The organism is Inhella inkyongensis (assembly GCF_005952805.1).
Classification (GTDB): domain Bacteria; phylum Pseudomonadota; class Gammaproteobacteria; order Burkholderiales; family Burkholderiaceae_C; genus Inhella; species Inhella inkyongensis.
Genome location: NZ_CP040709.1, coordinates 2,534,779 through 2,547,516 on the forward strand (window position 1 = coordinate 2,534,779; position 12,738 = coordinate 2,547,516).

Annotated in this window: 11 protein-coding genes and 1 pseudogene; 7 read left to right on the top strand and 5 right to left on the bottom strand. The window is 68.8% G+C overall.

All coding sequences use genetic code 11. The features are described from left to right. Nucleotides 1-33: 33 nt before the first annotated feature. Genes FF090_RS11960 through FF090_RS11970 form a run of 4 tightly spaced genes read right to left on the bottom strand, consistent with a single transcriptional unit; the run spans nucleotide 34 to nucleotide 3,101 of the window. Nucleotides 34-975 (bottom strand): DUF2145 domain-containing protein, encoded by a 942-nt coding sequence (locus FF090_RS11960; RefSeq protein WP_175423627.1) that lies wholly within the window; start codon nucleotides 973-975, stop codon nucleotides 34-36. Beyond that, nucleotides 972-1,409 carry a hypothetical protein gene (locus FF090_RS19270; RefSeq protein WP_175423628.1) on the bottom strand — a complete coding sequence of 146 codons (438 nt, stop codon included), beginning with the start codon at nucleotides 1,407-1,409 and terminating at the stop codon, nucleotides 972-974. The genes FF090_RS11960 and FF090_RS19270 overlap by 4 nt, the downstream gene beginning before the upstream one ends. A 13-nt stretch (nucleotides 1,410-1,422) precedes the next feature. Continuing rightward, the gene (locus FF090_RS11965) at nucleotides 1,423-1,974 is read right to left on the bottom strand and encodes a DUF924 family protein (protein WP_138856943.1); all 552 of its coding nucleotides are present in this window, start codon (nucleotides 1,972-1,974) and stop codon (nucleotides 1,423-1,425) included. Continuing rightward, nucleotides 1,971-3,101 (bottom strand): 3-deoxy-7-phosphoheptulonate synthase, encoded by a 1,131-nt coding sequence (locus tag FF090_RS11970; RefSeq protein ID WP_138856944.1) that lies wholly within the window; start codon nucleotides 3,099-3,101, stop codon nucleotides 1,971-1,973. Before FF090_RS11970 ends, FF090_RS11965 begins: the two co-directional genes overlap by 4 nt. A 60-nt stretch (nucleotides 3,102-3,161) precedes the next feature. Here FF090_RS11970 and FF090_RS11975 point away from each other — a divergent pair, with 60 nt between their 5' ends. The 7 genes from FF090_RS11975 to FF090_RS12005 all read left to right on the top strand — a co-directional run bounded on the left by FF090_RS11975 (nucleotide 3,162) and on the right by FF090_RS12005 (nucleotide 12,527). Next, nucleotides 3,162-4,205 (top strand): quinone-dependent dihydroorotate dehydrogenase, encoded by a 1,044-nt coding sequence (locus FF090_RS11975; RefSeq protein ID WP_138856945.1) that lies wholly within the window; start codon nucleotides 3,162-3,164, stop codon nucleotides 4,203-4,205. 111 nt (nucleotides 4,206-4,316) lie between these two features. Then, nucleotides 4,317-6,131, top strand: a complete 1,815-nt coding sequence (locus tag FF090_RS11980; RefSeq protein ID WP_138856946.1) for a cyclic nucleotide-binding and patatin-like phospholipase domain-containing protein — start codon at nucleotides 4,317-4,319, stop codon at nucleotides 6,129-6,131. After that, nucleotides 6,128-10,033 (top strand): non-ribosomal peptide synthetase, encoded by a 3,906-nt coding sequence (locus FF090_RS11985; protein ID WP_138856947.1) that lies wholly within the window; start codon nucleotides 6,128-6,130, stop codon nucleotides 10,031-10,033. The genes FF090_RS11980 and FF090_RS11985 overlap by 4 nt, the downstream gene beginning before the upstream one ends. Next, nucleotides 10,030-10,698 (top strand): TVP38/TMEM64 family protein, encoded by a 669-nt coding sequence (locus tag FF090_RS11990; protein ID WP_175423629.1) that lies wholly within the window; start codon nucleotides 10,030-10,032, stop codon nucleotides 10,696-10,698. Before FF090_RS11985 ends, FF090_RS11990 begins: the two co-directional genes overlap by 4 nt. Further along, entirely contained in the window at nucleotides 10,695-11,333 is a 639-nt protein-coding gene (locus FF090_RS11995; RefSeq protein ID WP_138856949.1) for a histidine phosphatase family protein, read from the top strand. The genes FF090_RS11990 and FF090_RS11995 overlap by 4 nt, the downstream gene beginning before the upstream one ends. A gap of 27 nt (nucleotides 11,334-11,360) precedes the next feature. Beyond that, nucleotides 11,361-11,984, top strand: coding sequence for an ATP-binding cassette domain-containing protein (locus FF090_RS12000; RefSeq protein ID WP_310732971.1), 624 nt, complete (start codon nucleotides 11,361-11,363; stop codon nucleotides 11,982-11,984). 126 nt (nucleotides 11,985-12,110) lie between these two features. After that, nucleotides 12,111-12,527: a hypothetical protein gene (locus FF090_RS12005; RefSeq protein WP_138856951.1), complete on the top strand. Its 417-nt coding sequence runs from the start codon at nucleotides 12,111-12,113 to the stop codon at nucleotides 12,525-12,527. Between the two features lie 51 nt (nucleotides 12,528-12,578). Here FF090_RS12005 and FF090_RS19590 read toward each other — a convergent pair. Then, nucleotides 12,579-12,701, bottom strand: a pseudogene (locus tag FF090_RS19590) (IS110 family RNA-guided transposase); the annotation flags it as partial. Nucleotides 12,702-12,738: the final 37 nt, after the last annotated feature.

A 12,738-nucleotide genomic window follows, 5' to 3' on the forward strand; every position in this document is an offset into this window, starting at 1 on the left:
GCGGCGCCGATGCTGCGCGTTTGTGCCGGCGCGTCAATCCCCTGGCGTTGCGGCGTCCAGTGCCATCACCCGGTCACCGGCCTGCGTTAAGCAGCCCTCGCCCAGCGGGGCGCCGTTTTCTCGTCGAATCGCCCGGCTCTGCACATGACACCACTCCACCCGTTGCAACTGCGGGTGCTGACGCTGCAACAGGGCGTGGAGATCGCGCGGCAAGGTGGTGCGCAACTGCAGCGCCGCACGATCTTCTGGCGGGTGGCCCTGTTGACTCAGCCAAGGCACAAAGGCAGCGGCCACAAACCAAAGGCCGGTGGACAGCTGCACCGGCTGCACCGCATGCCCCTGATCGCGCAGCCAGGCCTGCGCGCGCTCGCGCGGCGTGGGCTCGGGGCGGCCGGCCGCGCCCCAGGCCTCGGCCAAAAGCTCGGCCAGCCACTGGTTGCAGTTCTGGCGCAAAGCGTCGTCGGGGTGGGCATTGGCCACGTACTGCGGGCCCATCAGGGCCAACGCACGCTCGCGGTCCAGGGCGGCTTGCTCCAGCAGTCCTTCAGCCTCGGCGGGCAGCAGCAGCACCAGCAAGCGCCCTTGGTCCGCCCCTTCGCTGCCAAGCAAAAAGCCCGTCAGGCCTTGATCAAACAGCGCCGACTGGCGGGCTTCGCAGTCGTAGTAAAGCTGGCGCACAGCCCAGGGGCCTTGCGGGTTGTGGCGCAACGCTAGACCGGCGTGGCTGTAGTCCACGCCGAAGCGGCGCAGATCAGTGCCCGCGCGTGCCACCACGGCCAGGCGGGCGCCGCGCGCTTCCAGGTCCTGCTGGATCAACTGGGAGAGCTGCAACAGCCGGTCCTGCTGCCGCAGACTGGGCGGCGGCCCGGGGTTGCAGGCGCGCAGGGCTTCGGCCTGGGCTGTGCCACACAGCAGCGCCAGGGCTAAGCCGCGTATGACTGCCCTCAAAGTCGCGGCCGCGTCAGCGGCCTTCAAAGCTTCCTGTTGGCGAGCTCGCGCGGATCCTGCAGGGCCAGGAAGAAGGGCTCCGGGGCCGGGCCCGCCGCATTCCAGCGCGCCAGCGCCAGGCCGTAGGCGCGGTTTTGCACATGCAGGGTCTGGCCAGCCTGCAGAGCTTGGGCTGCCACCACGGATTCGGGCAGGTCCAGCGCCACGGTGGGGGTCGCTTCGTCAGCGTCCAGGCGCCGTAGCACCAGGCGCTGCTGGCCCGGCGCCTCGGGTAGCGGCTGCAGCCGCACCAACACATAGGGGCCGGTGGCCACCTCGGTGCCGGTGGAACTGTCGCTGGACTTGCTCACAGAGTTCGACAGGCTGCCCACCGAATCCGAGGCCGAGCTGGCGGCGGTCGAACTGGCCTGGACAGCGCCCAGGCTGAGCATCAAAGCAAGAAGGGTGAGAGGGGTCTTCATGGGGTGCAGGGGCTTAGAACGACGAACCGGGCTGCTGCAGGAACTGCAATTCTTCCTCGGTGGAGGCACGGCCAAGGATGGCATTGCGGTGCGGGTAGCGCCCGAAGCGGTCGACGATGGCCTTATGGCGCAGCGCGAAATTCAAGGTATCAGGCCGGCCCAGGGCTTCAAAGTGGGGCAAGGCCCAGGCATGGATGGCGGCGGATTCGCTGTGCATGAAGGGCATCAACAAAAAGGGTTGCTGCACCGCCGGCAAGGCGGCCAGGGCCCCGGCCGCCAGCGCCTCCTGTGCCAGCACCAGGGCCATACCGTCCTGCGCAAAGGCCAGGGGACTGCCGCGATGGATGTTGCGCGAGAACTGGTCGAGCACGATCACCTCGGCCAATCGCCCACCTGCGGTGGCGCGCCAGGGCAGCAACTCGCCGGCAGCCGCCTGCCGCAACAGCGGGCCGAACCGCTCGGCCAGCCGCGCGTCAAAGGCCGGATTCACACGCCAGTGCTGGGCCGGCTCGATCTCGTCGAACCAGAAACCCAGCACCGCCTCGGGACTGTGCGGCAAGCTCATGCGCTGAGAGATCGGCGCTGGCGCACCGCGGCGGCCAGCTCATGCAGCAGCGGCTCGGTCTGGGCCCAGCCCAGGCAGGCATCGGTCAGCGACACGCCGGGCTTGAGTGCACTCTTGGGCGTACCTTCCACATGGTCCTGGCGCCCGGGTTGCAGATGGCTCTCGATCATCACGCCGCAGATGCGGCGCTCACCGCCGGCGATCTGGGTCGACACATCGCGCCCGACCTCGATCTGGCGCTCGTACTGCTTGCTGCTGTTGCCGTGACTCAGGTCCACCATCACCTGCTCGTGCACGCCGCTGGCCTTCAGGGCCTGGCAGGCGGCGGCGATGCTGGCGGCGTCGTAATTGGGCGCCTTGCCGCCGCGCAGGATCAGGTGGCAGTCCTCGTTGCCGCGCGTCTCAAAAATGGCCGCAGCGCCCATCTTGGTCATGCCCATGAAGGCGTGGCCGCTGCGCGCCGCCAACACGGCATCGGCCGCAATCTTGATGCTGCCATCGGTGCCGTTCTTGAAGCCCACCGGGCAGGACAGGCCGCTGGCCAGCTGGCGGTGGCTCTGGCTCTCCGTGGTGCGCGCGCCAATCGCGCCCCAGGCGATCAGGTCGGCGATGTACTGGGGTGAGAGCAGGTCCAGGAACTCGGTGCCGGCCGGCAGGCCCAGGGCCGTCACGTCCAGCAGCAGGCGGCGCGCCAGGCGCAGGCCCTCGTTCATGCGGAAGCTGCCATCGAGCTGCGGGTCGTTGATATAGCCCTTCCAGCCCACCGTGGTGCGCGGCTTCTCGAAGTAGACGCGCATCACCACGATCAAGTCCTCACGCAGGGCGTCCGCCGCCTTCTTCAGCAGACGTGCGTAATCCATCGCCTGGTCGTGGTCGTGGATGGAGCAAGGGCCGACCACCACCACCAGGCGGTCGTCGCTGCCGCGCAGCACCCGGCCAATGGCCTGGCGGGTGCCTTCCACCAATTGCAGCTCGCCTTCGCTCACCGGCATCTCGTCCTGCAACAGGGCGGGGCTGATCAGCGGGCGCACCGCGCGGATGCGGGTGTCGTCGGTGCGGGTGGCGTCCAGGGTGGCGTCGGCATGGCCCACTTCGCGGTCGTGGGCGGGGTTGTCTAGTTGTTGCATGGCATGAGCAGGGAGAATCCGGACCATTGTTGCCCGTATTGAGCCCCCCAGTCCGCCGCCATGTCTTTTCTGCCCTACGCCTTTGCCCGCCCTGCCCTGTTTGCGCTCGACCCTGAGCACGCCCATGAGTTGACGCTGGGCGCCCTGGAGCGCTTCCAGCACAGTCCACTGGCCTGCCTGTGGGGCGAGCGCCGGGTGGACGACCCGGTGACGGTGGCCGGCCTGCGCTTCCCCAACCGCGTGGGCCTGGCCGCCGGCCTGGACAAGAACGGCCGCGCCATCGACGGCCTGGGCGCTATGGGCTTTGGTTTCATCGAGGTGGGCACCGTCACCCCCAAGGGTCAGCCGGGCAACCCCAAGCCACGCATGTTCCGGCTGCCCGAGCACCAGGCCCTGATCAACCGCCTGGGCTTCAACAACGAAGGCCTGGACAGCTTTCTGGCCAATGTGCAGCGCGCCACGCGCTTTCGCGCCCACGGCGGCATCTTGGGCCTGAACATCGGCAAGAACGCCGCCACGGCCATTGAAGACGCCGCCAGCGACTACCTCAAGGGACTCGAGGGCGTCTACCCGCACGCCGACTATGTGACGGTCAACATCTCCAGTCCCAACACCGCCAATCTGCGCAGCCTGCAAAGCGATGAGGCCCTCAAAGCCCTGCTGGACGCCCTGATGGCGCGCCGCGAACAGCTGGCCGCCCGCCTGGGCCGCAAAGTGCCGCTATTCGTCAAGATCGCCCCCGATCTGGATGCCGACCAGGTCGCCGTGATTGCCCGCACGCTGAAAGAGAGCGGCGTGGACGGCGTGATTGCCACCAACACCACCTTGTCGCGCGAGGCCGTCAAGGGCCACCCGCATGAGGGCCAGGCTGGCGGCTTGTCGGGTGCGCCGGTGCTACAAGCCAGCAACCGCGTCATCGGCCAGTTGCGCGCCGCCCTGGGGGCCGACTACCCCATCATCGGCGTGGGCGGCGTGCTCAGCGGCGCCGACGCCGCCTCCAAACGCGCCGCCGGAGCCGATCTGGTGCAGATCTACACCGGGCTGATCTACAAGGGCGCCGGCTTGGTGCGCGAGTCCGCGCAGGCCCTGAAGGCGGCAAGCTGATTCACAGGGCCTGATTTGGCAGGAGCCCGCGGCGCCTCGCCAGCATTAGGGCAGCCCCGGGGTCGAGTGAGGCGCCATCTGTGTCACCGTGCGCCCCACAAGGGAGCAACGATGTCCGAAGGCCTGCCATCCACGGATCAGATGCACCAGGTGCTGCGCACCAGCGCCCGCTTTGGCGCGTTGGATGAAGCCCATCTGGCCCTGCTGGTGCAGCAACTCAGGCCCGCCTTCGTCCAGGCCGGTGCCCATGTGTATCGCGAGGGCGATGCCTCCGACGGCCTGGTGCTGGTCATCGATGGGCGGCTGCGTGTCACCCGCACTGACCCGCGCGGCAGCCTGCTGCTGTACAACGAACTCTGCCCGGGCGAGAGCCAGGGTGAGGCCGGGCTGATCCTGGGCCAGCGCCGCCAGGCCAATCTGATCGCATTGCGCGACACCCAAATCGCCCGCCTGGACCGCGCCGGCTTCGAGGCCCTGCTGCGTGCCGAGCCGGTGCTCTTCAACCAGCTGTTCTCGCAGGCCCTGCACGACTACCTGCGGCATGTACAGCAACTGCAGGAGCGTCGGCGCGCCCAGACCATCGCCGTGCTGCCCCTGCATCCCGGCCCCGAAGGCCAAATGCTGGCCCAGGGTCTGCTGCAGGCCTTTGGTGAACGCGCACGGCTGCTGGCCCCCAGTGGGGAACTGGCCAGTGAGGCCGATCTGGCCCACGCCATGAATGGGCTGGAACGCCTGGAGACCGAGGCCGAGCTGCTCTTGATCCAGGCCGAGGCGCAGTTCAGCCCCTGGACCCGCTTTGCCCTGCGCCATGCAGACCAACTGGTGTTTGTGAGCGGCCCCAAGCAGGCCCCGCTACCCAGCGCCTTCGAGCGGCGCCTGCGCGAAGAAGCCGGCTTTGAATACAAGCGCCAGCACCTTGTGCTGCTGCACCCGGCCGACAGCCAGCGTCCCGCCGCCCCCGGCCCCTGGCGCAAGGAGCGTCAGGCGCTGGAGCGCGTGTTGCTGCTGCGCCAGGATCGCCGCCCCGACTTTGAGCGCCTGGCGCGCTTCCTGACCGGCCGCGCTGTCGGTGTGGTGCTGGGCGGCGGCGGGGCGCGCGGCTTTGCGCATCTGGGCGTGCTGCGCGCGCTGGATGAAGCCGGCATCCCCATCGATCTGATGGGCGGCAACAGCATGGGCGCACTGATCGGCTCACAGTTCGCGCTGGGTGCCTCGTTGGATGAAATCCGCGAGCGCATCGTGCGTTTCGCGGCCGGGGGCGAGCGGCCCACGGTGCCGGTGGTCTCGCTCTTGAGCGGCCGGCGCATGGAGCGCGACCTGAAACTCATGTGCCAGCTCGGCCACGCCGAAGCGCAGGTCGATGCGCTGTGGCTGCCCTTCTTCACCGCCGCCTGCAACCTCAGCCGCGCCTGCACCACGGTGCTGGACCACGGCCCGCTGTGGCGCGCGGTGCTGGCCTCCAACAGCCCGGCCGGCCTGCTGCCCCCCGTGCTCTACAACGGCGATCTGCTGGTGGACGGCGCCATCCTGGACAACGTGCCCGTCGAAGCCATGCGCCAGCGCCTGGGCACGCCGCTCGAACGCCGGCGAGGTAACGGCACCGTGATCGCCATCGACGTGGACGTGCGCGAGCCCCTGAGCGTGCAAAGCGATATGGAGCGCCTCTCGCCCTGGGCCAAGCTGCGGGGCGTGCGCTCCGAAGGCCAGGCCCTGCCCGGCATCGGCGAAATCCTCTATCGCGCCGGACATATGGGTGGGCTGACCCAACGCGGCAAGACCATCGGCCTGTCCGACTTCTATCTGGAGCCCCCGGTCGCCGACTTCTCGCTGATGGCCTACAAGCGCGCCGCCGAGGTGGCACAGCGCGGCTATGAATACGCACAAACCGAGATCGCGCGCTGGGACCTGAGCCGGGTGCTGGCTTGAGCACGCTCGTCGACACGCTCGCCTACACCCAGGCCCAAACCGAAGTCTGGATGGACCAGCGTGCCTGGCCGCAGAGCTCGCACCTGTGGGTCGGCGGCAGCGCCAAACTGATCGGCCCGCTGGACCTGCCCAAACTGCGCCAGGCCCTGCAGCAGCTCAGCGACGAGCAACTGGCCCTGCGCCTGGTGCCTCAGCCCGATCACGAGCAGCAAGTGCTGCTGGCCCAGCGCCCGGTGGAGCTGCGCGAACTGCCCCTGCCCGCCGGGCTGAGCCTGGACGAGGCCCTGCAGGCCCACTGGACAGCCCTCACCCAGACCCCGGCCACGCTGGGCCAGGAACCGCCCTGGGCCATGCACCTGATCCGCCCGGCCCCTGAAGGCCCGCAGGCGCTGGAGCACGGCCTGCTGCTGGTGGCCCATCACCTGGTGCTGGACGGCTGGGCCACCGCGCAATTCATGCGCCGCTGGGCCGAGCTCTACACCGCCCTGGTGCTGGACCAACCCGCGACCCCCAGCGATGGCGAGGCTTATCGCGAGGCCATCGAAGCCAGCCTGTCCTACCGAGGGAGCAAGGCCCAGGCCGAGGACACCGCCTTCTGGCGCCAGCAGTGGCCCGAGGCCCCGCCCGCGCTGCTGCCGCGCCGCCAGTCCCCGAACGAGCACCTGCTCAAGGCCCAGTTGCCCGCCGCCCTGCTGCACGCAGCCCGGCTGCCGCGCGAGCGCTACGTCGCCTGGGGGCAGGCCGCGCGCACCGCCGGTCAGACCGAGTTCGCCCTGCTGGCCGCCGCGCTGGCGCTCTACTACGCCCGGGTGCAGGGCCTGAGTGAAATCTGCCTGGGCGTGCCCACCCTGAATCGCAGCGGCCGCAGCCACCGCCAGGCCCTGGGCATGTATGCCGGCGTGCTGCCGCTGCGCATCGCCGTGGACCCCGAACAGAGCGGCCAGGCGCTGATGGCGCATGTAGGCGCCCAGCTGCGCGCCGCCATGCGCCACGCCCGATTTCCGCTCAGCGACCTGGCACGCGAACTGCAGCTGATGCGCGCCGGCCGCGACAGCCCCTTTGACCTGCTGTTGTCCTTCGAGCGCCAGGATTACGCGCTCAGCTTCGGTCTGGCACGGCTGGTGGAAACGCGCCAGATGTTCGCCGGCCGGGCTCGCTTCCCGCTCTCGCTGACCCTGTGCGAGTTCGGCCCCGAGCGCGACATCGAGTTGGTCTTCGAGGGCTCCAGCGCCTGCCTGGAGCAGCGCGAACTGGACCTGCTGGCGCGCCGCCTGCTGAGCCTGATGCAGCATCTGGCCGAACGCCCCGAGCGGCCCGTGGGCCAGCTGCCGCTGCTGGACGAAGCCGAGCGCGAGGCCCTGATCGAGGGCACGCATCGCGACCTGGCCCGCCTGGACGCCGCCCCCTCCTTTGTGGAGCGAGTGCTGGATCAGGCCACCCTGCACCCCGAGTCCCTGGCGCTGATTTGGGACGGCGGTGCGCTGCGCTATGGCGAGCTGGCCGCCCAAGCGCTTGCGCTGGCCGGCCGCTTGATGGCGCGCGGCGTACAGCCGGGCTCACGCGTGGCCCTGGCCCTGCCCCGCGGCGCCGCCCTGGGTGTGGCCCTGCTGGCCGTGGCGCGCTGCCGCGCCGCCTTCCTGCCACTCGACGTCGAACATCCCGATACCCATCTGTGCCAGATCGTGCAGGAATCCGGCGCCGTGCTGATCCTGGGCCTGGCGGAACAGACCGCGCGCTGGCAGGCCCTGAACCTGCCCCATCTGGGCCTGAGCCCGGACCTCAACAGCAGCGCCATGGCGCCGCTGATCGAACTGCCCCCTCTGCCGACCGAGAGCGATCTGGCCTACGTGCTCTACACCTCGGGCTCCAGCGGCCGACCCAAGGGCGTGGCCATGTCGCACGGTGCGCTGGCGCGCCGCCTGGCCTGGCTCAGCCGGGTCTGGGACATCAGCCCTGGCGACCGCAGCCTGCAAGGCACCCAACCCTGCTTCGACCCGGCCCTGATCGAGTGGCTGCTGCCGCTGGTGAACGGCGGCAGCGTGGCCCTGCCGCCCCCAGGCCGCCAGGCGCCCGAGACCTGGGGCCCGTTTGCCGCCCGCCACGGCTGCAGCTTCAGCGCCCTGGTGCCCACCACCCTGCAGCGTCTGCTCGATGGCATCGAGGCCCTGAGCGAGACCGAGCGCGCCCGCCTGCGCCTGCGCGTGGCCTGCTGCGGCGGCGAAGTGCTCAGCCCCAATCTGGCGGCACGCTGGCACCGGCTCACCCGGGCGCAGCTGTGGAACGTCTATGGCCCCACCGAGGCCTGCATCTTTGCCACCGCCTGGGCCTGCCGGCCCGAGGACCAAGGCGTGCTGTCCGTGCTTCCGATTGGCGTGCCGGTGGACGACACCCGCGTCTATGTACTGGATGCCCAGGGCCAGCCCCTGCCCTATGGCGCGGTGGGCGAGCTGTGGATCGGCGGCGCCACCCTGGCCCAGGGCTATCTGAACCGCCCCGACCTGGATGCCAAGGCCTTTGCGCCGGACCCCTTTGTGGAAGGCGGGCGCATCTACCGCAGCGGCGACCGCGCCTGGTGGGACGGCGAGGGCCGCCTGCAGTTCGCCGGCCGCGGCGACCGCCAGATCAAGCTGCGCGGCTACCGCATTGAGCTGGCCGAAGTGGAAGCCGCCATCCTGCAACTGCCGGGCGTGCGCGAGGCCTGCGTGCAGGTGGCCGAGTTGCACGGTCGGCGCGCGCTGCAAGCCTGGGTCAGCCCGCGCGAGCTCGACCCCCACCATCTGCAAGGCCTGCTGCGCGAGCGCCTGCCCGACTACATGCTCCCCGCGCATTGGCAGCCCATGGTGGCCCTGCCCCTGCTGCCCGGCAGCCTGAAGGTGGACCTCAAGGACCTGCCCAAGGCCCAGCTGGAGCATCTGCCGGCACGCGCCCCGGCCAGCCGGCTGGAGGCCGAGCTGCTGCAGCTGATGCGCGAGGTGCTGCAGGACCCCGAACTGGGCGTGGACGACGACTTCTTTGACGAAGGCGGCGACTCCCTGGCCGCGTTGGACCTGCTGTTGGGCGTGGAAAAGCGCCTGGGCCAGCGCCCCACGCTGCAGATGCTGGCACGCGCCCCCACCGCCGCCGCCCTGGCGCACGCGCTGGCCCAGCCCGAGCCGGACGCGCGCAGCCCGCTGAACGCGCCGCGCGTGGCCCTCACGCTCTCGCTGGCCGAGGACAGCCTGACCCCCACCCTCTTCCTGGCCGCCAGCGGCCACGGCGACCTGCTGCGCTTTCAGGGCCTGGCCCAGGCCCTGCTGCCGCATTTGCAGGTGCAGATGCTGCAGCCGCCGGCCCACCAAACCATGCAGGAACTGGCCGACGCCTATGCCCACCACATCGCAGCCCAGGTGGGTGGCCGGCCGGTGCTGCTGGCCGGCTTTTCGGTGGGCGGGGTCACCGCCCTGGAAACCGCGCGCCGCCTGCAGGCCCTGGGCCAGACCGTTCAAGCCTTGGTGCTGATCGACTCGGTATTCCCCCGCTGGCTGTTCCGCCAGGGCTGGCTATGGAAGCTCCTGGGCGGGCTGACCAAGCTGCTGCGCATCCAGGAGCTGACCATGAACGGCCGGCGACTGGGCGCCATGTTCAACGACCCCGGCCTGGTGGGCCAGGTGCTGGCCCTGCGCGACTACCGCGTGGCGCCCTACTCCGGTGCGGTGACGCTCATCCGCACCAGCGGACTGGGGCGCTGGCAGCGCGGCCTGTTCGGCCCCTGGCAGCGCAGGCTAACGGGAAACAAGCACGGCAGCCTGACCGAGCTGGAGGTGCAAGGTCTGCACGGCTCCATCTTCGAAGCCAGCCGCGTGGGCGGGCTTGCACAATGCCTGCTCCGCGCCTGCCGGGCGCTGCCTGCGCCCCCAAGTTGACTCCCAGCCCCCGCCGCAAGCTCATCCTCCTGGCCGTCCTGGCCTTGGCCCTGATCGCACTGGCCCTGGTCTGGCAATTCAGCCCGGCCGCGCAGTGGCTGTCGCCGCTCAAAGCCGTCGAACAGGTGCAGCAACTGCTGCACGCCATGGGCTGGCCCTGGCTGTTGGCCGCTTTCGTGCTCGGCGGATGCTTGGCCTTGCCCCTCTCGCTGCTGTGCCTGCTCGCCGTGCTGGCACTGGGCCCCCTGCCCGGCATCGCCTTCTGCCTGAGCGGCGGCAGCCTGATCGCCCTGCCCAGCTTTGCGCTCGGCCGCGCTCTGGGCCGTCAGGCCGTCGAACAACTGGCTGGCCCCAAGGTCCAGGCCCTGAACGCCCTGGTGGGCCGGCGCGGCCTGCTGGCCGTGATCGCCGTGCGTCTGGTGCCGGCCGCGCCCTTTGCCGTCGTCAACCTCGCGCTGGGCGCCACCCTTGTCGGCTGGCGCGACTTTCTGCTCGGCAATGTGATCGGCATGCTGCCCATGGTGCTCACCACCGCCTGGCTGGCGCCGCAAATCCTGCAACAACTGCAAAACCCCAGTGGCCTGGGCTGGGCTGGCTTGGCCGGCGTGATCGCGCTGGTCGCCGGCGCCACCTGGGCGCTCAAACGATGGGCCCGTCAGCTATGAAAACGCGACTCTGCCTGGTGCGCCATGGCGAAACAGCCTGGAATGCCGAAGCTCGGCTGCAAGGCTGGACCGATGTGCCGCTGAACGCCGAGGGCGAGGCCCAGGCCCGCGCCGCTGCCGCCGAGCTGGCCGGCACGCGCTTCGACGCCCTGTTCAGCAGCCCGCTGGCGCGCGCCCGCCGCACGGCCGAGCTCATCGCAGCGGCCCAGGCGCCCGGTGCGGCTGCGCTGCAACTCGACCCCCGGCTGCGCGAGCGCCACCACGGCGAGCTGCAGGGCCTGACCCGCAACGAGATCGCGCTGCACAGCCCCGCCGTGCACGCCCTGCTCAACGCCCGCTGCCCGGGCTATCTGCCCCCGGGCGGCGAATCCGTCGAAGTCTTCGCAGCCCGCGTGCATGCCGCCCTCAAGGACCTGGCCCGCCTGGGCGGCACCGTGCTGGCCGTGGCCCACGGCGGCGTGCTGGACATGGCCTATCGGCTTGCGACCGACGCCGACCTGCACTCCGCGCGTCAGCACGCGCTGCCCAACGCGGCCATCAATTGGCTGGTGTTCAGCGGCGGCGGGTGGCGGGTCGAAGCCTGGGGGCTGACCGGGCATTTGGAGCGGGAGGGGCGGGATGAGACGGGGGGATGAGGATGGGGGCTTGCTATTCGGTTTGGCGTGGCGCTGGGCCGGGCTGGGCAGGCTTCAAACTTTGGACCAGCACCCGAAGCCCCCGGCAAAAGCACCCTGGCCAAGCTATTGCTGGGCTTCGACCAACCCAGCGCCGGCAGCATCAAGATCGACGGCGTGGACCTGCGCAACCTCAGCGCCAACGAACTGCGCAACTACTTTGGCGTGGTGCCGCAGGAAACCATGCTCTTCAGCGGCAGCATCCTGGCCAATCTGCGCGCCGGCAACCCTGCCGCCAGCTTCGAGCAGGTGGTGCAGGCCTGCCGCATGGCCGGCATCCACGACGTGGTCGAGGCCCTGCCCCAGGGCTACGAGACGGAAGTGGGCGAGCGCGGCGCCGGCCTCTCCGGTGGCCAAAAGCAACGCCTGGCCATTGCCCGCGCCTTGCTCAAAGGCCCCAAAGTGCTGATTTTCGACGAGGCCACCTCGGCCCTGGACGGCCCCACGGCCGAGGCCTTCGCGCAAACCACCAATGCCCTCAAGGGGAGGGTGGGGATGGTGTTTATTACGCAAGCGATGCCGAAGGGGCTTGTAGTAGACAGAAACCTTGATCTGAAGGATTCATTGCGCCCGGTCGTCAGTCGAAATAACAGTATGACAACACTTGCATGAATGACTGGCTGTTCAAGGACAAAGGGATAAAACTTGAAAAGTTGTAGCAGACGATTGGATCCGTCGCGCAGCAAGTTGACCGAGGTGCGTCAGAGGGCGGTATATAGGGTTTATGCCGCATTCTTAGTGACTTCGCTGCTGCTTTTATCGTTAGGCTTCGCCTTTTTCTATCCGGCTGATCTGTCAAAAACCAGAGAATTGGATGGTGAGTACACCTATAGAGAAGGGCGCGATGGAATTAGATCAGGCGAGAGTTACATCTCCGGAGTAAGGGTTTACTGTAGAGTTGGCGCCTTCTTTCCAGCAACGCCGTGCAAGCTGCGGTTAAGCCAAAGGGAAGGCATTAAGGCGTTAACTGTTCGTGTGGAGACGGCGGTGGGCCCTGCGGAAATCCTTGTAGAAGCAAGGGCGGGGTGGCGTACCGTGTATGTAAATGATCCCGAAAGCATAACTACATTCTGGATGATATATACGGCGATCTGGTCATTGATGGCGAGTCTACTGATTGCTGGTTTGGTGGTTTTCGTTACTGTTAAAGAATAAAAATTGCCGACAAGAAATTTGGATAACTGCTCAATAGGACCATGCCCGGGGTCAGATACCGTCTTGAATTGCAAGCCCCGGCATTGCGATGTGCGGATTGAACGGCCGGCCTGAGCGCAACACGCCATAGATCAGCATCGCCAGCTTGTGCATGCAAGCTCCGACCACGGCCTTGGGCGCCAAGCCCACAATGCCGGGGGTCGATGCCGGG

Bases quoted from the DNA above. Each gene is read 5' to 3' on its own strand.
- FF090_RS19270 (WP_175423628.1), bottom strand. From the start codon at position 1,409: ATGAAGACCCCTCTCACCCTTCTTGCTTTGATGCTCAGCCTGGGCGCT.
- FF090_RS11965 (WP_138856943.1), bottom strand. From the start codon at position 1,974: ATGAGCTTGCCGCACAGTCCCGAGGCGGTGCTGGGTTTCTGGTTCGAC.
- FF090_RS11970 (WP_138856944.1), bottom strand. From the start codon at position 3,101: ATGCAACAACTAGACAACCCCGCCCACGACCGCGAAGTGGGCCATGCC.
- FF090_RS11975 (WP_138856945.1), top strand. From the start codon at position 3,162: ATGTCTTTTCTGCCCTACGCCTTTGCCCGCCCTGCCCTGTTTGCGCTC.
- FF090_RS11980 (WP_138856946.1), top strand. From the start codon at position 4,317: ATGTCCGAAGGCCTGCCATCCACGGATCAGATGCACCAGGTGCTGCGC.
- FF090_RS11995 (WP_138856949.1), top strand. From the start codon at position 10,695: ATGAAAACGCGACTCTGCCTGGTGCGCCATGGCGAAACAGCCTGGAAT.